15 protein-coding genes are annotated in these 24,755 nt (G+C 56.2%); 3 read left to right on the forward strand and 12 right to left on the reverse strand.

Going from position 1 to position 24,755, the window contains the following annotated elements:
* Positions 1-216 precede the first annotated feature (216 nt).
* Together A3850_RS06110 and lpdA are read left to right on the forward strand one after the other, a co-directional pair.
* Positions 217-2,331, forward strand: coding sequence for a carboxy terminal-processing peptidase (locus A3850_RS06110; protein ID WP_068214993.1), 2,115 nt, complete (start codon positions 217-219; stop codon positions 2,329-2,331).
* Positions 2,332-2,777: 446 nt separating this feature from the next.
* Positions 2,778-4,181 carry a dihydrolipoyl dehydrogenase gene (gene lpdA, locus A3850_RS06115; protein ID WP_068214994.1) on the forward strand — a complete coding sequence of 468 codons (1,404 nt, stop codon included), beginning with the start codon at positions 2,778-2,780 and terminating at the stop codon, positions 4,179-4,181.
* A gap of 720 nt (positions 4,182-4,901) precedes the next feature.
* Here the strand turns inward: lpdA and A3850_RS06120 are convergent.
* The 9 genes from A3850_RS06120 to A3850_RS06160 all read right to left on the reverse strand — a co-directional run bounded on the left by A3850_RS06120 (position 4,902) and on the right by A3850_RS06160 (position 16,506).
* On the reverse strand, positions 4,902-5,939 hold the full coding sequence (locus tag A3850_RS06120; RefSeq protein WP_068214995.1) for an endonuclease/exonuclease/phosphatase family protein: 1,038 nt from the start codon (positions 5,937-5,939) through the stop codon (positions 4,902-4,904).
* A gap of 15 nt (positions 5,940-5,954) precedes the next feature.
* A complete protein-coding gene (locus tag A3850_RS06125) occupies positions 5,955-6,959 on the reverse strand; it encodes a rhomboid family intramembrane serine protease (RefSeq protein WP_068214996.1) in 1,005 nt (334 codons plus the stop codon).
* Positions 6,960-7,159: 200 nt separating this feature from the next.
* Positions 7,160-8,146 (reverse strand): IS3 family transposase, encoded by a 987-nt coding sequence (locus A3850_RS06130; protein ID WP_068214173.1) that lies wholly within the window; start codon positions 8,144-8,146, stop codon positions 7,160-7,162.
* Complete coding sequence (locus tag A3850_RS06135) at positions 8,143-8,544, reverse strand: transposase (RefSeq protein WP_068214175.1); 402 nt, start codon at positions 8,542-8,544, stop codon at positions 8,143-8,145. The genes A3850_RS06130 and A3850_RS06135 overlap by 4 nt, the downstream gene beginning before the upstream one ends.
* Before the next feature lie 519 nt (positions 8,545-9,063).
* Positions 9,064-9,981, reverse strand: a complete 918-nt coding sequence (locus A3850_RS06140; protein ID WP_068214997.1) for a DapH/DapD/GlmU-related protein — start codon at positions 9,979-9,981, stop codon at positions 9,064-9,066.
* Between the two features lie 80 nt (positions 9,982-10,061).
* Positions 10,062-10,643, reverse strand: coding sequence for an SH3 domain-containing protein (locus tag A3850_RS06145; protein ID WP_068214998.1), 582 nt, complete (start codon positions 10,641-10,643; stop codon positions 10,062-10,064).
* Between the two features lie 59 nt (positions 10,644-10,702).
* Positions 10,703-11,359, reverse strand: coding sequence for a class I SAM-dependent methyltransferase (locus A3850_RS06150; RefSeq protein WP_068214999.1), 657 nt, complete (start codon positions 11,357-11,359; stop codon positions 10,703-10,705).
* Between the two features lie 596 nt (positions 11,360-11,955).
* Positions 11,956-14,895 (reverse strand): CHAT domain-containing protein, encoded by a 2,940-nt coding sequence (locus A3850_RS06155; protein WP_068215000.1) that lies wholly within the window; start codon positions 14,893-14,895, stop codon positions 11,956-11,958.
* 768 nt (positions 14,896-15,663) lie between these two features.
* Positions 15,664-16,506 (reverse strand): carboxypeptidase-like regulatory domain-containing protein, encoded by an 843-nt coding sequence (locus A3850_RS06160; RefSeq protein WP_068215001.1) that lies wholly within the window; start codon positions 16,504-16,506, stop codon positions 15,664-15,666.
* 320 nt (positions 16,507-16,826) lie between these two features.
* On the opposite strand from A3850_RS06160, the gene treS reads away from it, so the two are divergent.
* Positions 16,827-20,117, forward strand: a complete 3,291-nt coding sequence (gene treS, locus A3850_RS06165; RefSeq protein WP_068215002.1) for a maltose alpha-D-glucosyltransferase — start codon at positions 16,827-16,829, stop codon at positions 20,115-20,117.
* A gap of 89 nt (positions 20,118-20,206) precedes the next feature.
* Here treS and A3850_RS06170 read toward each other — a convergent pair whose 3' ends face one another.
* The 3 genes from A3850_RS06170 to A3850_RS06180 form a co-directional block, all read right to left on the reverse strand.
* Positions 20,207-22,198, reverse strand: coding sequence for a WG repeat-containing protein (locus A3850_RS06170; RefSeq protein ID WP_068215003.1), 1,992 nt, complete (start codon positions 22,196-22,198; stop codon positions 20,207-20,209).
* A gap of 155 nt (positions 22,199-22,353) precedes the next feature.
* A complete protein-coding gene (locus A3850_RS06175; protein WP_197493997.1) occupies positions 22,354-22,878 on the reverse strand; it encodes a gluconate 2-dehydrogenase subunit 3 family protein in 525 nt (174 codons plus the stop codon).
* Between the two features lie 85 nt (positions 22,879-22,963).
* Entirely contained in the window at positions 22,964-24,673 is a 1,710-nt protein-coding gene (locus tag A3850_RS06180; protein ID WP_068215005.1) for a GMC oxidoreductase, read from the reverse strand.
* Positions 24,674-24,755 lie beyond the last annotated feature (82 nt).

Raw genomic sequence — 24,755 nt, forward strand, 5'->3', positions numbered from 1 at the left:
CGTTAATTTGACGTTAATGCCCGGATCGGTGGCGGCCGGACACAACCCTTCCTTTGGTCCAATCATTTATACGTCTGACAATGCCGGCAAGCAACATTTAATGTGGTTGTACGTCCGGTGCCTGCTGGCTTAAATTTGTTCCTTGCGCTGACCCACCGAATAATCGGGTTAGTTCTTGCGTTAGCAATTGTAATCCCAAGGGCAAACAACACCACTATGAAATTTCGCGGCACCCTGCTATTTGCGGCCCTCCTCTTCGTAACCGGCATCTTCTACGCAGCTTATACTCCCGAACCCTTCCCCCCCGGAGATAAGGATTCGGTGATCATCCAAACGATGATGCGCAACCTTGCCCGGTTCCACTACCAGCCGCTGCAGATTGACGACGAACTGAGTAAACGTGCCTACGATTTTTACCTGGACGACGTGGATGGCAACCGCCTCTTCTTTACGCAGCAAGACATCAAAGCTTTTGAAGGGCAACGCCTGGCTATTGACGATCAGATCAATGCCGGTTCCTACGAGTTCTTCGAGCTCGTCCAGAAGCACATGGACGCCGCCGTTGACAAAACGGAAAAGATCTACACGGAAATCCTGAGTGAGCCTTTCGCCCTCGAGCGCGGTGGTAACATCACTCTCCGCAACGAGGATGATTCAGAATGGACCAAGAACGACCAACAACTTCGCCAGTACTGGGAGGAATACCTGAAGCGGGATATCCTCAACCAGATCACCAATAAACTGGAGGAGAATGCGAAGAATGACAGCCTGCTCGTCAAACCTACCCCCGAAGAGTTGGAGGTAACCATGCGCGAAAAGACCCTCGAACGCTACCAAAAGTGGACGGAGCGGATGCGCACCGGCAAACTTTCCATCAAGCGCAGCCAGTACCTGAATGCGCTCACTTCCATGTTCGACCCCCACACGAGCTACTACCGTCCGAAGGATAAGGAGAGTTTCGACATCCGTTTCTCTGGCCGCCTGGAAGGCATCGGTGCTACCCTGCAAACCAAGGATAGCTACACCCGCGTCACCAGCCTCGTGGTCGGTGGCCCCGCCTGGAAGGGTGGAGAATTGGAGGTGGACGACCTCATTATGTCCGTCCGCCAGGGCGATCAGGATACCATCGTGGACATTAAGGATATGGTGGTGGAGGACGTCGTCACCTACATCCGCGGCAAGAAGGGCACTACGGTGATCCTGAAAGTACAGAAGCCAGACGGCGCCATCCAGGAGATTTCCATCGTCCGTGACGTGGTGGTGATCGACGATAGTTTCGCCCGCTCCCTCGTGGTTCCCGGTCGCGCTGAAGGGGAAAAGGTAGGCTACATTAACCTGCCCAGCTTCTACGCTGACTTCCAGAATAAGGATGGCCGTTTCTCCGCAAAGGACATTAAGGTAGAGCTCGAAAAGCTGAAGGAGCAGAACGTGGATGGTATCATCCTCGACCTCAGAAATAATGGTGGCGGTTCCCTACGTGACGTGGTGGACATGTCCGGATTCTTTATTCCCGAAGGCCCCGTCGTACAGGTGGCCGGCCGCGGAAAGGAGAAGGAAGTGCTTTCCGACAAGGACCCCAGCGTGGTGTACGATGGCCCACTGGTCGTCCTCGTCAATCAGTACTCCGCCTCCGCCAGTGAGATCCTCGCCGCTGCTTTGCAGGATTACAACCGCGCCGTAATCGTAGGCAGCCCCAGTACCTTTGGTAAGGGGACGGTTCAGCGCTTCATTGACCTCGACCGTACCATTCCCGGCCGCAGTGACGTAAAGCCACTCGGCTCCGTGAAACTGACGATGCAGAAGTTTTACCGCATCAACGGTGGCTCCACCCAACTACGTGGCGTAGTGCCCGACATCATTTTGCCGGACAGCCGCTCTCTCCTCGAAACGGGTGAGCGCCAGCAGCACGCCCCCCTCGCGTGGACGAGCATCGACCCCGCCGAGTACGAGCAGAACGTGTACACGATCGACTTTATGGACGAACTCGCCGCCCGCTCCAACAGCCGGGTAAACAGCAACAACACCTTCCAACGCATTAAGCAGAATGCGGAGCGGGTGAAGAAGCAAAGCGATCGCAACACCTACCCCCTCGCCCTGAGTGATTACCAGAACCTCATTCGCGCTAATAAGTCGGAGGCGGAGATGTACGACGATTTGTTCGACGACGTCGTTAACCCCGGAGTCCTTAACCTCGTAGTGGACCTTGAGCCCATCCTACAGGATGAGAGCAAGACGGCCCGTAACGAAGAGTTTAAGGAGAGCGTCAGTAAGGATGTTTACATTCAGGAGGCGATTAATATCCTGGCTGATATGCAGGAGTTGGCGAAGTAGAACTGCTCGCTCTTTGTGCTCCGGATTTTTCAAAATTTTGCAGGAGTTGAAGAGGCTGGGGAGGCCTACGGCGCTACGCATCTGCCCGTCCCGAAGGGCCGGCTTGCGTAGCGATGGCACACCGTCAGGTGGCCCATTCTACTGCCTCGGGTGGTCTATTTCATTAAAGACGATGAATCATTCAACAACATAATTTACGCTAAAAGGCCTGACTGCACTGCAGTCAGGCCTTTTAGCATTTTCGGAGTAATCCTCGTTACCTGGCTGCCAGCGTTTCCCCCGGCGTGTTACCTTTGCGGCCCCGGTGGTAAAAGCGGGTTGAGTGGTCAACCCAAGCTTTACCGGACGTGTTTTAATAGGCGTACTTATCGGGCTTCCTGATCAGCAACAGCTGACTTTAAATCTCTCCGAACCAAGGGCCAGACCAACCAAAAAATCAATTGGAAATGCAATACGATCTCATCATTATCGGTAGTGGCCCCGGCGGTTACGTAGCGGCCATCCGTGCCGGACAGCTTGGCATGAAGACGGCCATTATCGAACGGTACAACGCCCTCGGCGGCACCTGCCTTAACGTAGGTTGCATTCCTTCCAAGGCGTTGCTGGATAGCTCGGAGCACTACCACGCTGCCCACGAGAAATTTGCGGAGCACGGGATCAAGATTGAAAATCTGGGCATCGACATGCCGCAGATGATCAACCGTAAGAATGACGTCGTGAGCCAAACCGTCAAGGGGGTACAGTTCCTGATGAAGAAGAACAATGTGGACGTTTACTACGGCCACGGCACTTTTTCCGGGCCTAACGAAGTCAAGGTGGCCATGAACGAGGGGGACGACCAGACGCTCACCTCCAAACACTTCATTATTGCCACCGGCTCCAAGCCCATCACGCCGGCCATGATGAACTACGATAAGAAACGGGTAATCACCTCTACGGAGGCGCTCAACATTCAGGAAGTACCCAAGAACATGGTCATCGTCGGCGGTGGCGTTATCGGCCTTGAGTTGGGCAGCGTCTACGCCCGCCTCGGTACCGAAGTGGAAGTGGTGGAATTTCAGGATCGAATCATCCCCACCATGGACAAGGACTGCTCCAAGGAACTCATGCGTGCGCTCAAGAAAACGGGCGTGAAATTCCACCTCAAGCATAAAGTGACGGACGTGCAGGGTAACGATACCGGCGCTAAAGTCACGTTTGAACCTAAAGCAGGCGGCGATGCCAAAACCATCGACGCAGACTACTGCCTCATCGCCATTGGCCGCCGCCCCTACACGGACAACTTAGGCTTGGACAAAGCCGGCGTCAACGTCGACGAACGGGGCCGTATCGCCGTTGGTGATCACCTGGAAACCAACGTTCCTCACATCTACGCGATTGGTGACGTCGTTCGCGGCGCCATGCTCGCGCATAAGGCAGAGGAGGAAGGTGTGTTTGCCGTCGAAACCATCGCTGGTCAGAAGCCGCACGTAGATTACAACCTCATCCCCGGCGTCGTCTACACCTGGCCCGAAGTGGCTGCTGTTGGTAAGACGGAAGAAGAGATCAAAGCGGAAGGTATCCCCTACAAAGCGGGTAAGTTCCCGTTCAAAGCACTCGGCCGCGCCCGCGCCAGTATGGACATTGAGGGTATGGTAAAGGTCATCGCCCACGCGGAGACTGATGAGATCCTGGGCGTCCACATGGTCGGCCCCCGTACGGCGGATATGATCGCGGAAGCCGTTGCGCTGATGGAGTTCCGGGCGAGCGCGGAGGATGCGGCGCGGATGAGCCACGCCCACCCTACGTATACGGAAGCCTTTAAGGAAGCGGCGTTGGCGGCTACTGGAGATCGGGCACTTCACGTATAAGGGTTGGGGCCTCCGGCGGTACCGACAACCCGTCCCGAAGGGCCGGCTTACGTAGCGATGGCACACCGTTAGGTGGCCCATTCTACTGAGATGAAAGATGTCTCCTGCACTCAATATTCTACGATGCTGGTAGCCATTTTCGACGTAGCTCGGTGTTAAGATGATCAGATCGAAATCCCTCTTTCAATTAACTCTCGACTTTTAGCCGGAGATATAGTCCCAATTCCGCTCTGTCACTTCTTTTGTAGCCAAAAGAAGCAAAAGCTTTGTCCTTTGCAGGTGGTAGTGATTTCTCGGCGGGAAAGCTAAAATCTGCCAACTCGCCAATCGCTTTGTTCGCTGCGCCTTAGCCTTTTGATTGCATAATATGGTGGGCTATTTCTTTAAACTTGTGCGTGCTCAAACAGTGCAGATTTCTTCACGCTTTCCCGCCGAGAAATCACTACCACCTGCAAGGGACGGATAATCTCCAGAGGCCTCAGATATCCCGTCTAAAATCTAAGATCTAACGTCTGAAATCCTCAACGCTTTTCTACCGGGAAACCACTACCACGGTTGCTGGACGGATAATCTCCAGAGGCCTCAGATATCCCGTCTAAAATCTAAGATCTAACGTCTGAAATCCTCAACGCTTTTCTACCGGGAAACCACTACCACGGTTGCTGGACGGATAATCTCCAGAGGCCTCAGGTATCCTGTCTAAAATCCAAAATCTAACGTCTAAAGTCCCAGCACCACTCCCAAGCCCCGGTGGTCCGAATACCCCGTCTCCACCCGCTCTACGGAGTGAATGGTGAACGCTGTATCCACCATCAGGTAATCAATCCTTAGCCAGGGGATCGGGCCGGTGAACGTCGTGCCGAGCCCCGTTCCCGCTTCCGCCCAGGCATCCCGTAGGCGGGGCGAGAGAGCTTTGCGGTAGGTATAGGAGGAAGGGACGTCATTAAAATCGCCGCCCAGAATGACGGGGTGCGGGCTGGCGTTGACGATGGCCTGGATTTCTTCCGCTTGTTGGGCCCTCTTCGCGGCCGCTGTGGCGTAGCTGCGGAGCATGGACTTGGCGCGATTTACAGTTTGGTCCAGGTCTTTATCGTTACCGATCCGGTCGGCGAGTTTGGAAATTTGGTTGGACTGCAGGTGGGCGTTTATCACCCGGACTTTCCCCAGTTCCGTATCCACATCCACCACGGTAAATCCGTTGTAGGCCTTGGGGGTATAGTGGCTGGAAATTTTCTTCAGGCCCGACGCAAAGGTCACGGCCGTTTTCCCCGTTGGTTGATAGTAGTCTCCGAGGCCAAGGTGCTGCTTTATGTAAGACCGTTCCGCCTTCGTATTCGCGAAGCGGGAAGACTCCTGGACCATCAGCACGTCGGGGTCATAAGACTTGGCGAAGGAGAGGCTCCGGTCCGCACTGATTTTTTTCCAGGCGTCATTCCGGAACAATCGCACATTAGTCGTGAGGACCCTGATGGTGGGCTCGCCTTTAGCTGACTTGGTTCCACCACCAAAAGAAAAGAGTTGGGGTACCAGGGGGAGGGCAAACACTAAAATTACCAGTGGAAAAACCAATTTGCGCCAATCCTTGCGGTAGACAAGTATCCCCGCATAAATAAGGGTAAACAACAGCAACACCGGTAGCATCAAAGCAATGATGGCGGGGGGCCAGAGTTGATCCGGCGGAATGAATCGTGCCAGCAATCCGCATCCAGCGAGGAAGGCCGTGCCGTAACCCAGCAAGTGAAAGAGGAAGCGGAACAAGGTGGTGGCTTAAAATTACTGGTTGGAAGCGCGGAAAAGAAAGTCCTTTTCCTCCTTCGAAAGGCTATTGTAACCCCGCTCCTTGATCTTATCCAGAATAGCGTCGAGCTGCTCCTGGTGGGAAAGTTCGGGCTCCTCGTAGGTCGTGGAAGACCGGGAAGAATGGCCGGACTTCTTAGCCTCACCACCCGCCTTCCGCATAAAGCTGGGGCGCGTCTTTGGCGTTGTTTCCTTGACGGAACGGCCACCCCGTGAAGCGGAGCGGGGGCCTTTCTTTTTATGATCGGAGGAAGGGGTAAGGAGGCGATCCCAGGTGCGCTCCACCCAGGAGATTGCATTGGCAACCGGTTCGGTGATGTCGCGCCCTTTCCGCAGTTGGACGGCAAAGAGGATACCAAAGATGATGCCACCGATGTGGTCAATCGTACCTCCGATGTTATCGAGCGTCCCCAGGCTCAGAACCTGGATCAGGATCGTTACGATGACGATGTACTTGAGTCGCACGTTACCCAGAAACATCAGGCGGATACTGTACTCGGGGGAAAGGACGCCAATCGCCGTCAGGATACAGGAGACTGCTCCGCTCGCACCGTAGGCAACGGAAATACCATCCTTCAGGGAGGTAGGGTAGATCACGGCAAAGGAGAACAGAAAAGCAAACAATCCACCGGCCAGGTAGAGCGGTAGGATGCGACAGTCTCCGTACAAATCCCCCATAATGCGGCCGAACCACAGGAGGAAGAGCATATTCCACAGGATGTGGAAGAAACTCACGTGTAGGAACATGTGGGTAATGAGCGTCCACGGGTGCGTCAAGAGATGCCACGGGTCGTAGGTCACCGCCAGGAAGCGGAGTACTTGCTCGAAGATGGGCGACTCACTAAAGCCATTGATGATGTTGAAGACCACCCCCGTCAGTGCCACCACGATCCACACGGCGACGTTGACAATGATGATCTTGTTGACCATATTGCCAAAGTTGAATTCGCGGCGGACGTCGTCCCAGATGGATTGTAGCATGAGCGGGTTGGATGCGCTATTGAAAAAACGATTTAACCGGGAATAGTTGTGTGTGCCCAGGTAAAAAGGATTGTTGGGTCTTATTGCGGGCTTTTGGTGGGGTGGTATGGCGGGAGAGACGTTAGACGTTGGATTTTAGATCTTAGACGGAATTGTGCCTAACCAAATAGCGTTGACAGATTAATAATGAAGTCGCGCCATTACGCACGACGGTTTTTAAATTTTTCCTCAGTTAGGTACTTGACACCGGCGGGGAGTATTTGCCCACGCCCCTCACGGGCATACTTGCCGGGCGTGGGTAAATACTTCACGACGGTTGGGCACAGGTCTTCATTCACCCCCTGGCCGTCCTTGATCAAGAGCGCATAGCGGTAGCCTGGCTGATCCGATCGCCAGCCGGCCACAAAGGCTTTGGGACTGCTTCGCAACGGCAACCTTCCGTGGATCCGTTTGGTATTATAGTGCTTCACGGCTCTGTTTACCAGGCGCTTTAGCTGGTCAAAGTCTTTGGGTTGCCAGTGGTCGAGGTACTCTTGTTTGATCACACCGTTGAGGCGTTCAGCGTAAGCATTGTCCAGCGCTACGTCGCACATACTACTTGAGATGCCTCTGCTACGCAGTCGTTCGACGAACTGACGACTACGATACTGCGAACCACCATCGCTGTGGAAGATGAGACCCTGTAGATCTGACTGACCACACTGGCGAAAAGCGCTTTCCAAGGCAGCGATGTTTGCCGTTGCCAGTAGGTGTTTGCTCGTATGGACACCTACGATCTGACGGCTATAAACGTCAATGATGAAGGTGATGTAGTAAAAGCTATTGTTGATGCGATAGTACGTCGTATCGCTCTGCCATACTTGGTTAACCCCATTGATAATCAGTTCTTTAATTAAATTAGGATAGCGATAGGACCCCGATCGGGTTACCCGCACGTAGTTGCGTTTACGGACTAGGGCATAGCCACGCCGGGTCATCTCACGGCAGAATGCGTTGCGCGAGATATGCCGCGGCCGTAGCATACTCCAGGCTTTCTGTAGGCCCAGGCCGGGGTGTTCTCTGCGCAACAGTTTTAACTGAGACTCAGCTCCGTTCATGGCATCCTCGTACTTAGCTCGGCGCTTCCAAAAAGCAGCGTGAGCTTGTCGACTAACGCCCAAGGCTAAATAGATCGTTTGCTTCGTCATTGGCTCTTCTTTTTGCTCGAAGAGTCGGCTGAGCGCAGTGTGGAAGCAGCTTTTTTTTTGAACTCCGGCATCTCCTCTTCGTAAATGGCCAGCATTCTCGTTTTGTGGTCAAGTTGAATGGCCATCCGACCGAGGAGGGCTTGCTGTTCGGCGAGCTGACGTTGCAGTTCTGCAAGCTTAGCAGTTTGACTATTGGGGACTTCGACGATAACGGCATTCTTCTTGGCCATGCTACTGTATTTAGCGATCCAGTTGTAGATCGTTTGATAAGATACGCCGTAAAGCTGGACCATTTGCTTGACACTAAAGGTGCCCTCCTCAAAATCTTTGACGCGGGCTCGTTTGAAGCACTCGCCGTAGCGCTTGGTGGGACGGATCTTCCGATTTTTTGTTGACATTTCGATGCATTGGTGTCAACGTATTTGGTTTAGGACAAATACCATAGGCTTTGGGTGTTCAACCGTCCCTTACCGGTGGTAGTGATTTTCCGGCGGAATGGCGTTAAGAAATCTGCACTGTCCGAGCACGCTACAGATTGAGTATTTAGTTCACAATTCGATGTAATCGATCTATCCAAGCTCAGCGCGAGAGTCGAGTGGCGAGTTTGCAGATTTTAGCCATTCCGCCGGAAAATCACGTTAAGCCACGGTTACAGGACAAAGCTTTTGCTTCTTTTAGCTGCGCTGCTACTGCGTGGTGGCTACAAAAGAAGTGGTGGAGGAGAAGCGGTAGAATAATGTGTCACGCCAAATTAAACTTGGCACGCCACTAGTAGAATGGGCCACCTAACGGTGTGCCATCGCTACGCAGGCCGGCCCTTCGGGACGGGTTGTTACAAGCGCCGCCGGAGGTATATGACGACATTGAAATAGAGGTCCTATCCATCCGGTCTAAAATCCAAAATCTAACCTCTAAAGTCATTTCTTCCCCCGCAACCCTCGCAGGTTATACAAATCCCGATACGCTACCCGCGCCTCCTGGGCTGGGGATCCGAAATAGGATTTCCCCGCCTCCGTATCGTTCATGAGGCCGGACTGGGCCATCACGGTAGTCCGTTCGGCCAGGGTAAGGTTTTGAGTTACGCCGACCTGGCCCTGGAGGACGCACCAATCCCCCAACGTTGTATTGCCGGCCACGCCAACCTGGGCGGCGAGGAGGCAGTGGCGGCCGATCTTACAGTCGTGGCCGATCTGGACGAGGGCGTCGAGTTTCGTTCCGTCACCAATTACCGTGGGGGAGGAGACGCCGCGGCTGATGTTGCAATTTGGGCCAATGGTGACGTCATTGCCGATGATGACCGTTCCGCCACTGCGCCAGGGGTGATAGCCGGCGGTGGTCTTCTTGAAGTAGAAGGCTTCGCCCCCAACCACCGTATTTGCGCCGATGGTTACCCCATCACCGAGGTGGACGCCCTCCAGCAAAACGGCGTTCGGGCCGATGTGGCAGTTGGCCCCTACCCTTACCCCGGCACCCGCGGCAGCGCCCGGGCCAAAAACTGTTCCTTCGCCGATTTCCGCGGAAGCATCGATCCGATCACCGTACTGGGTCGCTGGACGTTGCTCGCGTACGAGATCGTTATAGGCGAAAAACGGGGCGTCGACGACGATGAGCGCTTTCCCCGCCGGGCATTCCGTAACCTGATCGATGAGGATGACGGAAGCGGCCGAGGCCAGCGTCGGGGCGTAGTAGCGAGGATGGTCGACGAAGCACAGATCGCCCGCCTCCACGTGGTGAATTTCGTTGAGGCCAGTAACGACGAGCGAAGAGTCGCCGATGAGCTGACCGCCGAGGCGATCGGCTAATTCCTGGGCAGTAACGGGTTGGGCGAGGAGCATGGCGGGGGGATTTAAGGTGCCCCGAAGGTAAGCCGCTGGCCCCAAGTTGCACCGTCCTTTATGGTGCTGGTAAGGACGCCTTAATCGGTTTTGACGCCGGTCTGTTTGAACTTGTAGTAACTCACGAGCGCGCCGTACACCCATCCCTCCTGGCCGTCGGGTAAACGGACTTTCACCCAGGGTGCAGTGGGTTTGAAATCTCCGAGGTCGAGTTGGTAGAGTGAGTCGGTGACTTCGTTGAGGAACGTGACCTCCCCGTAAAGCGGCAGGCGAGCGAGGACGCCATTTTTGAGGCTCGGGCCGGACCGGACGTTGAGGCCATCGATGGTGGAGTAGAGTGGCGTAACGCGCTCAGTGACGGTTTTGACGCCGTATCCACGTACGAGAGAATCGCCGGGTAATGGTGTTGTCATCCCGCGCAGTAAGGCGGCGGCTTTGGCGGCCTGCTCAATGCTGTCGAGCTTGCGTTGCATAAGTAGTTTGTTGTCCTGCTGAATGAGCGTGTCGAGGTAGCGGCGGCGCTCGGTTTCCTCGACCTGGTTTGCGGTTGCCGGGTCGGAAGAACTGCACTGGCGCATGGCCCAAAACAGAAAGATCAGCGTGACGATGGACATCAGGATGAAGGGGACGAGGCGGGCGTTATTGTACTTGGTCTTCGACATAGAGCCACAAAGGTAAGCGCGCAAAATTCCCGAAAAAAGGATCGTGCGTTCAGCCGCGCTTATTGCAATTTATCGGCGACGACGATGTACTGGTATTCGAGCGTTTCGTCGTCGCTACTCACGAGGTGGTAGCCGGCATTTTTGAGCATATCCTCAAGGTCGCCGAGGGCGATGCGGTTGCTCTTTGCGGGGCCGATGTCGGTATCCTTTTTCTTCCAATCCACGATAACGATGCGGCCGTCGGGACGCAGGGCGGGGGAGATTTTTTTGAGGTATTGCTCCCGCCGCTCGATGTACATGAGGGTGTTAACGAAGAGGATGATGTCCACCTCGTTGTCTTCCAGATTGGGGTCGTCCGGCGTACCGAGGCGGGGTTCGAGGCGGCTGCGCCGGGCGCTGGGTAGTTCACGGTCGCGCAGTGCAGCGAGTTCGCTGATGAGTGTGTCCGTTAGTTCTACGGCGATGACGCGGTCGGCGATGGGCGCGAGGCGGCGGGCGAAGAAGCCCTTTCCGGCGCCAATATCAGCGACGACCTTTTCTTCGAGGTCGCCCATGGCGTCCATCACGGCGCCGGGTTGTTGCCAGAAGCCGCGATCCCGTTCGGTCGTTTGCTTATCGTCGAGGTATACGCCGGGGTCCTGTACGGGGAGTGGTTCGGGCTGGCAATTGGAGAGGAACAGCATCGAGAGGAAGACCAAAGTTAGGAGGTGGCGCATTGCACGGGGTTTACGGGTGGTAAGATACTTCCTTAAATGGAGTCGGTTCCCGACCTCTAGGTCGGGTTCACTACCGGTACGTCGACCTTTAGGTCGATGCTCCTCTACCACTTCTTTTGTAGCCAAAAGAAGCAAAAGCTTTGTCCTGTAACCGTGGCTTAACGCGATTTTTCGGCGGAATGGCTAAAATCTGCAAACTCGCCACTCAACTTTCGCACTGAGCTTTAGCCTACTGATTGCATTATAAAGTGGGTAATTCTTCCATCCGTCGCGTGCTCGAACAGTGCAGATTTCTTAACGCCATTCCGCCGAAAAATCACTACCACGGTTAAGGGACGAATAACCTACAGAGAATTCAGGTCTCGTCTGAAGTCCTCAATGCCATCCCGCCGGAAAATCACTACCACGGTTAAAGGACGAATAACTTCCAAAGGATTCAGGTATCCCGTCTAAAATCTAAAATCTAAAATCTATCGTCTAAACTCCTCAACGCCTTTCCACCGAAAGATCATTATTGCGGTTAAGGGACGAATAACCTCCCAAGGCTTCAGGTATCCCGTCTAAGATCTAAAATCTAACGTCTGTCGTCCAAAGTCCTAAAAACACTCCCGCCACAACACCCAACCACAAACACCAGTAAGCGCCAGTACGCCAAACGTCCAGCTGAAGATGGTGAGCCAGTCTGGGCCCAGGGGGATGGCATCCGCGCGGCCACTCAGGGTGAAACCGGCCCAGTAGAAAGGGTGAGCAAAGGCTGTTTCCTCCCGCAAATACCGCTGCGCTGCGTACAGCGCCGTGCTGCGCTCCGCCCCGTCGGCCAGGGAGGTATAGAATTGGCGCATGAAGGCCTCCGTAGCCGCGTCGTCCACCTTCCAGAGACTGGTAAGCGTGCTGCGGGCACCGGCGGAAGCGAAAGCATTGCCGAGGCTGAGGACGCTCTCCCCCGGCGCAATTTTCCCGAGGCTGGTCTCGCAGGCGGAAAGTACTACGAGGTCCGCCTCCACGGGCAACGTTTGCAGGTCGTTGAAGTAAAGCAATTCGTCGTCTTCAATCGCTTCGCCCTCCTGCGCGAAGGCGAGAAAACTGAGGCTGGGGTTCACCGGGTCCACCAAGCCGTGGCCGGCGACGTGGAGGATGGCAGCATTCCCCAAAGTTTCAATGAAATTGGCCAGGCTCGCCGCCGTATCCGTGATCGCCTCACTGTTGGGGATGGCCCCCGTAATGGCCACCACCTCCTCCCGGTTATGTTGTAGGGGCAGCAGCCCGGGGAAGGCCTCCGGTTGGGCGCCGGCAATTGGCCGGCGGGTTGACCGAGCACTCCTAAGGGCGGATAGGCCACCCGCCGTCATCTCTCCACCGTAGGACGGTGCGAATGCCAAAAGATTACGCTCATAAACGGGAGATGTCTGCCGCTCCAACTCCAGTAAGTAACGGAGGGAGAGCGTAGTCGTTACCTCCCGTCCGTCGGCTCGGTACGATAGTTGGGAGTAATCCACCGCGCCACCAGATTCCGCTACGGGTAGGGCCGCAAAGGGGAGGTAGTGGAGGGCACCGTCCGGGACAATCAGCAGCCGATCACCAAAATCAATGTCATCCGGAAAAAGGAGGCGACCCAGCTCCGCCCCGGCGGCAGCGAACCGCGCGTCAAGGTCCGCCTGCGCCGTTGCGGACCGTAGTGATTTATCACGGTAGGCCCCCGCAACGATGGCTGCGCGGTAGTCTTCCACCAATTGCTGCAGGGTATCGGCGCCGGGGAGCGTCCACATTTTTACCTGGTCGGAGCCGTCGAGGTAAAAACCGAAACTCCGGTCCCGGCCCAGGTGGTATTCCACCACGCCGCGCCCGGTAGCGGCGAGGTAGTCGATGACTTCCTGCCGGTTCAGTTCGGTATCGACGGTGTCCAGGTTTGGGCCTTCGCTTCTCAGGTGTAGTTCCAGCCGCAGCAATTGGTTAGCGTAGGCGCTTTCCAGGCTGGGGTCGGCTACTTTTTGGCGTTCGAGTTCGGCGATGTTGTAGCGGAGGTCCTGCTCCCGCCGGTCAGCGGCCCGTTGGGTTTGTTGGAGGCCGGCGAGTTGGGAGTAGGCTTTGGCCCGTTCACTCAGGGTGAAGGCTTTCCAGACATCTTCTTCTCCATCGGGCTCGAGAGAACGCTGATGGTAAAGGTTAACACCCAGATCGTAGTAACCCCAGCCGGATTCACTGAGGGCAAAGCGGCTACCGTCATTATTGAATTGGGCGCGGGCGAGGTCCTGATAGTTGAAAAGTTCTTCGAGGTCGCGCAGGGCGTCGTCCGTCCGGCCTACGGACAGCAGGTAGCGAGCGCGGTTTTCGTAGATGTTCATGGCATTGGCCAGGGACCGGACGCTATCGGGCTCGATGTAACTGAGGTCTCCGCTTTCCGTCGTGGTTCCGGATTTACTCACCAGGTTCATCGCTCGTGCGTAGGTGCTCAGGGTCTGATCTTCCTGGCCGAGGCCTGCGTAGACGTCGGCTAGTGCGACCATGGTGCTGGCTTCGGCGAAGGGGACGCCTTCCGAATAAGGGTATTCCATGGTGCGGCGGTAGTACCGCAGGGCTTCGTCGTAATCGCCATCTTCCTGGTAACTGGCCGCCAGGTTGCCGTAGACGATATTGAGGCTCGTAGGGTCGCCCTTCACGCTATCCAGCACGCTGATGGCGCGGCGGAATAGTTTCCGCGCCGTGTCCATATCCTTCCGTTTGTAGTAAAGGTTTCCCTGGGTCGAGATCACGTCGGCAACGTAGGAGTATTCCCCCAGCTGCCGGGCGCTGGCAATGGCGATGGGAACGAAAGATTCCGCCTTATCGTAGTCCTCCAGATACTGATAATGCTTGACGGCATCGTAGTACATCTGGTGCTGATCGATCAAGGTCGGCTTGCTGTATTCTTCCAGCAGGCTCGTCATGGCGACGACCGAGCTGCGGGTGAGTTCCCGGTCATTCGCCTCTTCCGCGATCACGCCGAGTAGCTTGAGGCTGCGCAGCCAGTTGGTCGTGTCGGTTTCGCCCATCCCGTCGTAGATCGCGATGGCGTCCCGCAGCAGCACGGTCGCCGTATCGGGCCGTCCCAACCAGTGCATCGAGTTGGCCAGGTTGTAGCGGGTGTGGGCGCGGTGGACGTGTGGCCCGTCGTACAGTTGGTCCCGGATCGAAATGGCCTTTTGGTACATCGGTACGGCGTTCACGTCGTCGTACACCTGGTAGTAACTCATCCCCGCCATGTGGTAGGCCAGGCCAGAGAGGCTATCCACGATCAGGTCGCCGTCAGCGTCGTGGGCCAGGGAGTCCAGTACCTTTCGGCTGCCGGCGTAGTCTTCTTTCATGTACTTCGCGAGCGCCCGGGCAAACTGCCGTTCGCGTTCACTTACCCGTGCTTCCGTGGCGTCTTTCAGCACGGCGGTCGGCTCGGCGTTTTTGGTGCCGGCCTCATTTTTGGTAGTCTGTGCGTGGCTGTATGGGCTCAGTAAAACTAAAAAGAAGACAGCCGTACCCAGGAAAAAGCGCTTACAGTAAAGCATGTACGTTGGTTGTTGCGAAGTACTGTAAGGTACGGCTAAATTGGGTTTTAGGGCGCTGCCGCAGGTGCGGGGTGATGGGGGTGATTAAAACCGGACGCTCGCAGGAGCTCAATCCTTGCTGCGCGCGAATTGACCACGCTACGAGGTCCTAATGGAAGGTGCTGATTTGATCAACTACTACATCTCCAGGTCCTCGTAGCGTCTGACGTAGGAGGTCCTGCGAGCGTCCGGTAGTGTATTTGGCCGCACGCTCGCAGGACGATTCTATTTCCGCTACGCTACAATAAAATCGACGCTACGAGGAGCTATGGGAGACGGGAGAATTAATCAACTACCGAGATCTCCAGGTCCTCGTAGCGTCCGACGTAGGCGGTCCTGCGAGCGTCCGGTAGTGTATTTGGCCGCACGCTCGCAGGACGATTCTATTTCCGCTACGCTACAATAAAATCGACGCTACGAGGAGCTAAGGGAGACGGGAGAATTAATCAACTACCAAGATCTCCAGGTCCTCGTAGCGTCCGACGTAGGAGGTCCTGCGAGCGTCCGGTAGTGTATTTGGCCGCACGCTCGCAGGACGATTCTATTTCCGCTACGCTACAATAAAATCGACGCTACGAGGAGCTATGGGAGACGGGAGAATTGTTCAACTACCGAAATCTCCAGGTCCTCGTCGCGTCCGACGCAGGAGGTCTTGCGAGCGTCCAGATTGTACCCAGAAAGTCTGATTTAGCAAGGACACAAATTGAATTAATACTCCCAACTCAATCCCTACTCAATCACCCGCACCGTAGCCTCAATCAACGGGTGGATGCCCGGATCTTCCCAGCCTTCGTTATCCGCCGTGCGGAAGAGGCCCTGGTCGCTATCCATTTTTGCCCCGACGAATAGTTTGCCCTGTCCATCGTCCGCAACGCTGAGGGTGCGGAGGGTGATGAGGATGGGGCCTTCCGTCCGTACGCGTTCGTCGGTGAGGTCAATCGAATAGATGGCGCCGTGTAGCTTGGGGCCCAGCACCTGGTGGATGATGCGCTTATTTTGCAAATAGCGGGCTGGCTGGCCGTCTTCACCTACTTCGTAGAAGTTGAGTTCCAAGACGGTAGTGTCCACGGTCACCGGGCCGAACTGGATATCAACTTTATCGATGAGCATGGGGCGGTCCATATCCACTAAGACACCGTTTTCGGCGCCAGGAGCGCGAAAGTCGTAAAAGGCAAGGGGTAGCTCTTCGCTGTGGCCAACCGTGCTGTCGATGAACTCCAACCGTTCATCCTGCACAACGATGTTTTGCAGTTCGATGGCATCGCTCCGCAGGGTAACACGGCAATTCGCACCGGGCTCCAGGTCATTACTGGCGAGGTAGCGATCGTCGTAGCTTAGGCAGGAAAAGCGTAGGGTATCCTCAATAGCAAATTTTTCGAAGAGGTCGAAGTAGCCATCCACGTCCGTAACTAATCCCGCTTGGCTGGCGGGGGCGTAAACGTTCACGAAGGGGACGGGCTCCCCGTTTTCATCCACCACCTGGCAGGTGGTCACCTGAGCGGTAAGGGCAGCGCTGACCAGTAGGCACAGCAGGGCAAGGAAGGAGGGGAGTTGTTTGTTAATGCACATCATTCTTAAAAGCTAGTGCCCCTACAACACGGGTTTGTTGCTGGATGTTGGTTTTAGCTACTCGCTACTCGCTACTCGATACTCGCTACTCATTCCCCACCCGAACGCCTGGAGACCTTCCTCCGTCAGGCGTTCCAAGATCCTGGATACTTCAGTAGTCGGTAGAACTCGTAACTCAATACTCGCAACTCAACCCTGCACCCGCGGCAGCGCCCTAATCCAAAAAACATTCCGGTAATTCTTTGCACATCCCACCCAACAGTGCGTTTTTGCGTAGTCGATTTCGGTGAAATCATCATCCAAGACTACCTACACACACGACTATGAGTACGAATTACCGCCGCGAGCCTCTTTGGTATAAGGACGCCATTATTTACGAACTGAACATCAAGGGCTTTTACGATAGTGACGGCGACGGGATTGGCGACTTCGCCGGGCTCGAGCAACGGCTGGATTACCTGGAAGAATTGGGCGTAACCGCCATCTGGGTCCTCCCCTTTTACCCCAGCCCGCTGCGGGACGATGGGTATGATATCCAGGATTACTACCAGGTCTCCAAGGCCTACGGTAACATCGATGATTTCAAGCGCTTCCTCGATGCCGCCCACGCGCGGAATCTGCAGGTGATCACCGAACTCGTCATCAACCACACCTCGGACCAGCACGAATGGTTCCAGCGGGCCCGGACCTCCCCCAAGGGTAGCCCGGAGCGGGACTACTACGTCTGGAGCGATACCGACGAGAAGTACCCCGACGTACGGATCATCTTCACCGATACCGAAACGAGTAACTGGACGTGGGACCCGGTGGCCAAACAGTACTACTGGCACCGCTTCTTCCACCACCAGCCCGACCTGAACTACGATAACCCTAAAGTGCAAGAGGAGATCTTCAAGGTCCTCGACTACTGGATGCAGATGGGTATCGACGGCTTCCGGCTGGACGCCATCCCCTACCTCTTCGAGCGGGAAGGCACTAACGGGGAGAACCTGCCCGAAACCCATGCCTTCCTAAAAAAACTGCGGAAGCACGTGGACGATAACTACGACAACGTCCTTTTCCTCGCCGAGGCCAATATGTGGCCGGAGGAATCCGCCAGCTACTTCGGCGACGGTGATGAGTGCCACATGAACTACCACTTCCCGCTGATGCCACGCCTCTACATGAGCGTGAAGATGGAAGACCGCCACCCGATCACGGACATCTTCGACCAGACACCGGCCATCCCCGAAAACTGCCAGTGGGCCACCTTCCTGCGCAACCACGACGAGCTGACGCTGGAAATGGTGACGGACGAAGAGCGTGACTTCATGTACAACGTCTACGCCAGCGACCGGACGGCCCGGATCAACCTCGGTATCCGCCGCCGCCTCGCCCCGCTGATGGATAACGACCGCGGTAAGATCGAACTGCTGAACGTCCTGCTGATGAGCCTGCCCGGCACGCCCGTACTCTACTACGGCGACGAGATCGGGATGGGCGACAATTACTACCTGGGTGACCGCGACGGCGTCCGGACGCCCATGCAGTGGAACAATAACGAGAACGCCGGCTTCTCCGAGGCAAACCCCCATAGCCTTTACCTGCCGGTCATCCGCGATACGGAGTATTCCTACCGCTGGGTGAACGTCAAGCGCCAGCAGCAGAACCCCAACTCCCTGCTGAACTGGACCAAAAAACTGCTCGGCAAGCGCAAGAACTTCAAGGTGTTTGGCCGCGGTACCATTAAATGGTTGACGCCCGAGAATAGCCGGATTCTGGCCTTCGTCCGGGAATTTGAGGACGAAGCCGTCGTGGTGATTGTTAACCTCAGCCGCCACTCCCAGGCGCTGCATCTGGACTTGCAGGAGCACGAAGGCGCAAAAATGCGGGAGGTGTTCGGCCGTACGCAGTTCCCCGACGTGGGGCGCGATCCCTACGTAATTACCATTGCCGGCCACGGTTACTACTGGCTGCAAATGGAGAACAACACGACCGTCAATACGGACCGCCGCCGGCTGGCCTCCCCCCAACTATCGGCTACCAAACTGGAGAACTTTTTTGACCGTAAAAATTTACGGGCGCTGGCAACGGAGGTACTTCCTTCTTACCTCCAGAGTGCGGAATGGATGGGCGCCCGCGCCGAAGACCTGGAAAATGTCACCATCCTGGACCACCGGATGCAACACGATAACCAACGCCACTTTGGTTGGCTGTTGCTACAGGTCAACTACCTCGAAGGCTTGCCCGAAATGCTGCAACTCCCCGTGGCCTTCCACAACCACCGGGAAGAAGTAGACTACACCCAGCGCGAGGAGGTCATCAGCCTCATAAAATACGGCGATGACCAGATCGTAATGATCGACGCGCTGTACGATGAGGATTACCGCCGGGGGCTCATCAACGGCCTACGCGACTATGGGAACCTGCCTGGGTTCAAATTTATCGCTCAGGATAGCATGGCGACGACGGGGCCGCAGTCCGCTACTCTGTTGCACTCGGGAACGGAGTACATGCTGCTGCAATCCAAGGATTACAACATCAAGTTTTACCGCCGGGTAGATGTGGCCGACGTACCCGACCTCGAGATCAAACGTATGCTGACCCGCCGGGGCTTCGCCAACGCGCCGAAGGTGGTAGGAACGCTGCACTTCTCGCCGAAGCCGAACCAGAATGCCACGCTGGCCATCTTCGAAGAACGCCTCAGCAGTGGCGGCACGGCCTGGGATTACGTGGAGAATAACCTACAACGCTTCGCCGAAGACGTCATCACGCTGATCCAGCAGCCCAACGTGGATCTGGAAAAGGCCCACCCCGAAGAGATAGCCGTTACCGACACAGTGATGTATTCGGATATGCCGGAGACGATCCAGGATATCCTGGGGTCGCCCTTCGTCACGAAGCTAGCGGATCTGGGCCGGACGCTGGCCAGTTACCACACGGTGATGGCGGACGTCAGCTCCGAGAAGAACTTCGAGCGGGAAGCTCTTTCCCTCCACTACCAACGCAGTGTTTACGCCGGCCTGAAGGGGGACGTGCGCGCCACGCTGGACCTCCTACGGAACAAAATGGAAGAACTCAGCGACGACGCGGCGGGCCTCGCCGAAGCGTTGCTGGAACGGGAGGAAGAAATCCACACCAAGCTGAAGTTGCTCTTCGCCCATAAGATCGAGGCGGATAAGATTCGGATCCACGGTGACTTCACCCTAATGCAACTCTCGCAGGTGGACGACCACTTCGTCATCCGAAACTTTGACGGCGACCCGGACCGGACCTTCAGCCAGCGCCGCCTCCGCCGCAGCCCGGCGAAGGACATCGCCAACCTGATGCGCAGCATCAACTACGCCTGTGGCCTCGTGTACGAAGACCTCGCCGCCGGCCTGCGGGACGAAACGGCCACCCAACTGGAAGACTGGCTCCAAACCGCCTACCGCTACCTCGCCGCCGAATTCCTCACTGCCTACCGTAAGGCGACCACCGGCACCCGCCTCCTCCCCGCCGACGAAACGGATCTGGAGGTGATGCTCGATACCTTCCGGATTGAGAAAGCCCTGCAGGAGTTGCGGTACGATTTGAATTACCGGACGCAGCAGGCGATTGTGCCGCTGCGGGGTTTGTTGGAGTTGTTGGATTAGGTGGGTGGGCATTTGCCCGGCACCGTAAAATTTAGCGGGTGGTTGCCGTCGGTTTGACGATGCGACCACCCGCTACTAATTCATGCCTTTTACCACTCCCCGTAAGCATCCATCAACCCACCAGAATAATGAGTACGCTTCCGCCACAACTGCCCCGGGTTAATGGACATCCGAACCGTATTACTGACGATATCCTCCCGGCCTTCAACATTACGCAGACGCAGACGGATATCCACCGGAATACTCCCACGGTACTGCGGCATGGTCACCTGCCAGTAGTGGTTGTTTGGCAAGGCCACTTCGTAGTAGCTATTCCCGCACCAACTGCTGACCAGGTGTTCGATGGGGCGCCAATCACCGTCGCCGGTATCCACCTCAGCGGTGAGGTAGAGGCGTTGGTCCTGGGTATTAAACGCCAGCGTGTCGCTGGTTCCATTTATTAGGTAGACGGAGTGCCCCAGGGAATAATCCCTAAATGGCGCGGTTGTGGATACGTCTACATAGATAGACAGGTCATTTGTATTTACCAGTTGGGGCAGGGGTAGGCCTTCATTCATCCGGGGAAGTAGGCTACTATCCCGGACCCGATCGCGGTACCGGTACGTCTTCGCCTTTTCGTTGACGTACCCGTAGCCTGACATCATATAATCAACATCTACGGGTTGGGCCGTCTGATCTAGAACTGCATGCCAGATGACCTCACCCTCCGGAGTATAGTAGTATTCGTCGGTGGCGGAAGAGTAGAGCAAAAATCCACCTGGTGCGGCATGGACTGGCCCCGGCAAAAGCGTGATGAAGCTGGAAGCGGGGTGCCACCAGCCACCGGCGACTTTGTAATCACTAGTCTGCTCATCGTAGTAGTCAAAACTGATTAACGCAATGGCGCCATTCCATTCTACGTGGATATTGTCGGGGAAATACTTGAACGTTTTGGGGAGGACGACGAAGCGGTCGTCGTACTGCCCCCGATCATCGATAAGTAAGAGGGTATCGTTACGTCTTGCCACCATCCGGTCAGCAACAAAACCCTGATCAAGGTCTCGATACTGGTGGTAGTAAACCTCATCAAAGCCCGGTATCCCGTTTAGCCTGCGTCCGGTCTTATCGATGAGGTAACGGTGGCGGTCATCGCGGTTGGTCGATTCGGCCAGCGCAGTGCCGCTGGGGAAGAAGTTGGTGATCTCATCGTAGTCCGCCGTAGCGAATGCGAGTTGGCCGGAAGTATCGGCAAAACCTTCCCGTTGATTTTGGGCGTAGGGTAGTTTAGGTGGGTCCAGCCGCGGGTCGAAGTGGTATACGTTTACGGGAAGCAGCCCCCCGGCAAAGGTGAGGGCATCGTACTGCGTGGGTTGCAGCAGGATATCAGAAAAAGTGTGCACGATCCGCCCGGTCTGGTCGATGATGTCCACCCCGGTTTCATCCGCCCGGCGTGCACTGGCTAGACCGTTACTGAAGGCGGAGATGGTCCAGTATTGCCCATCCGGCGTTACCCAGTTGCAGTTGCGGAGGTCGAATGCGCGGCAGAAGACGGTGGGGTTGTAGTCGTCCGGATCGGACCCCGGCGTGGCGTAACTAACGCGGGCCATGCCGGCCTCGGCGTCCACATAAAGGTGTTTGTAGATACTGTCCAACACCAAGTCACCGGTGTTGTGATCGATGATGTATTCCTTGTAAGTCCGGTCATTGCGGTGGATGGCAAGCGGTAAATCACCGATACGCTTGAAGTCATTTCCATTGCTCCGGTAATGCACTTTGCCCTGACGATCGACTAGTCTTGGCTTACCGTCCATGTACACCTTGGCCAATCCACTCTTGAAAGGTTCGGCGTAATCGTACTTAAAGTCGATCGCCACCGATCCATTAGTATCGATGTACCCATACAAACCACCTTTGCGGACGGCGGCGAGGCCTTCGGTAAAAAAGCTACCGGAGGCGTACTGAAAATCAACCACCAATTTTCCCTGGCTATCGATGAACCCCGTCTTCCCCGCTTTAAGGACGGGTAGGCGGAGGTCATCCGCTTGCGCTTCCACGGCGGTGGAAAGGAATAGGAGGGCGCAAAGGGATAGGAGTACTCGCATTGGGTATGAAGGTGGCATCAGCAGGTTAACGGATAGCGTTGTCGTTGTGGTGTGGCTTCACGTGCATAGCTCCACCTCCCATTTCTTGGCACCTGCGGCAGCGCCCTCACAATTATTCCCGTACTCAGTCCTACCCAACAGTCAGTAACTTTTACCTACCCCAAACTCCAAGCCTTGCCCCCCACACTACTCAGCGGAATATCGCCATCGTATTCCCCCGGTACCGGAAGGTAATTAAGGATCTCCGTCCCCACTGTTTCTGAGGACAGGTAGCCCCAGAGTGCCATGGATTTTAAAGAGCGGTAAAAGCTGATTGGTGGCTGCTCCCCAACGGCCGTGCCCCATACCGACGGTTGGTAACGCGATGACTTTTCGGCCTCGCTGAAGAGCTGCGCCCGTTGGCTCGCCTCGAGGTCGGCGAATACTTTACCGAATTGGGTGGAAGCGTTCGTATCAAAGTCGATGATGCCCGTGCGCATGGGGGATTCGGCCTCCGGGTCCGCGTTCGTGGCCGCCAGGACTTTGTCGATGAAGTGATCGACGCCGAGGTCCACCCCACCCGGGGTAGTCGTGCGCGGCAGGAGGGTATCGACGTAGGCAGTCAAGAACCGGGCCTGGTCACCATCAAAGTAAGCTGGCACCCAGCTGCTGCCCGCTTTATCCGGTGTGCAGGATTGCATGAGGCCCAGTACTGACGGCGCGACCACTGCCCCACCGATTAAAAAAGATATATTCCGAAGTACTTCCCGACGATCCATAAGCCGATTATTTGATATTCCCTTTATTTAATTCCGATACCGCGAAGTCCGCCGCCCGCGCCGTCAGCGCCATGTAGGTGAGCGAAGGATTAACGCAGGCCGCCGAGGTCATACAGGCCCCGTCCGTCACGAATACATTTTTTGCGGCGTGGACCTGATTGAATTTATTTAATACCGACGTTTTCGGGTCCTTACCCATACGGGCGGTACCCATTTCGTGGATGCCGTAGCCCATTTCGTGGCCGTTGTTGAATCCGACGATGTTTTTCAAACCCGCCCGTTCCAGCATTTCCTCGGCGTCGGTTTGGGCCTGCTCGTTCATGCGTAGGGCGTTGTCGTCCCACTCCGCATCGATGGTAAGCGTAGGTTGGCCCCATTTATCGAGAACGTCCGGGTTGAGGCGGACGTGGTTTTCGTGGCGCGGCAGTGCTTCGGCGAAGCCCGTGATGAAGAATTCCCACGGGCCCGGTTTGGCGAGGCCGTCCTTGAAGTCCGCCCCGAAGTCCGAATGGTTGTTCTGATGGAGGGAACCCCCGCGGCCCGCGCCACCCTGGTAACCGAAGCCCCGGATAAAGTCGGGGTGTTCGGAAGCCTTGTCGATGTTGTAGTAGCGGGGGATGTAGATCCCGTTGGGGCGGCGGCCTTTGTAGTAGCGGTCGTCGAAACCCTCCACGGTACCGGTGGCGCCGGAGCGGTAGGTGTGGTCCATCAGGTTGTGGCCCAACTCGCCGGAATCGTTACCGAAACCATTTTCGAAGCGCCGCGACTTGGAATTGAGCATGATCTGCGTGGAAGCCAGGGAACCGGCGTTGAGGAAGATCACTTTCGCCTTGTAGTCGATCACCTCGCTCGTTTCGGCGTCGATAACCCTTACACCGGTGGCCTTACCGGCCTTATCGTCGTAGATCACTTCCTGAACGATGGAGAAGGGGCGGATCGTCAGCTTACCCGTAGCGGCGGCGGCCGGAAGCGTTACGGCGTTTGAGCTGAAGTAGGCACCGTAGGGGCAACCCCGGCTACACCGGTTGCGGTACTGGCACTTCCCGCGGCCGTTGTGCGGAACGGTAAGGTGGGCGCAGCGGCCGATGATGAGTTTGCGGCCGGGGTGGTTCTTCTCCAACCGTTCCTTGATGGCTTTCTCGACGACGTTCAGCTGCATGGGTGGCAGGAACTCACTGTCGGGCAATTGCTTGAGCCCCTCCTTGGAGCCGCTGATACCGGCAAACTTCTCCACGTAGGAGTACCAGGCAGCAATATCGCGGTAACGGATGGGCCAGTCGACGCCGTGGCCGTCCTTGGCGTTCGCCTCGAAGTCAATATCGCTCCAACGGTAGGTCTGTTTGCCCCACAGAATGCTGCGGCCACCCATCTGGTGAGCGCGGATCCAGAGAAATGGTTTGGCCTCCGTGTAGGGGTTCTCGAGGTCATTGGCCCAGAAGTGTTCGGTGTCCTTCCCGATGAAGCCGGCGCGGCCGTTTTTGTAATGGCGGGCCTGCTCTTCGGCGGTGAGGCCACCACGTAGTTCCATATCCCAGGGGTCAAGGTTGGCCGTCGGGTAGTCCTCAACGTGCTTGACGATGCGCCCGCGTTCTAGGACGAGGGTTTTGAGGCCCTTTTCCGTCAGCTCCTTCGCTGCCCATCCGCCGGAGATGCCGGAGCCGACGACAATCGCGTCGTAGGTGACGGACTTATCCGCCTTGGTGTTGTAATTCGCCATGTAAGATCGACTTAAGGCGTTTAAGATAGCAAAAGTCCGTCACCCCGATCAGTAAAGCGGGTGGTGAGCTGACGCGTCACGC

Source organism: Lewinella sp. 4G2 (genome assembly GCF_001625015.1).
In the GTDB taxonomy this organism is placed as follows: Bacteria; Bacteroidota; Bacteroidia; order Chitinophagales; family Saprospiraceae; genus Neolewinella.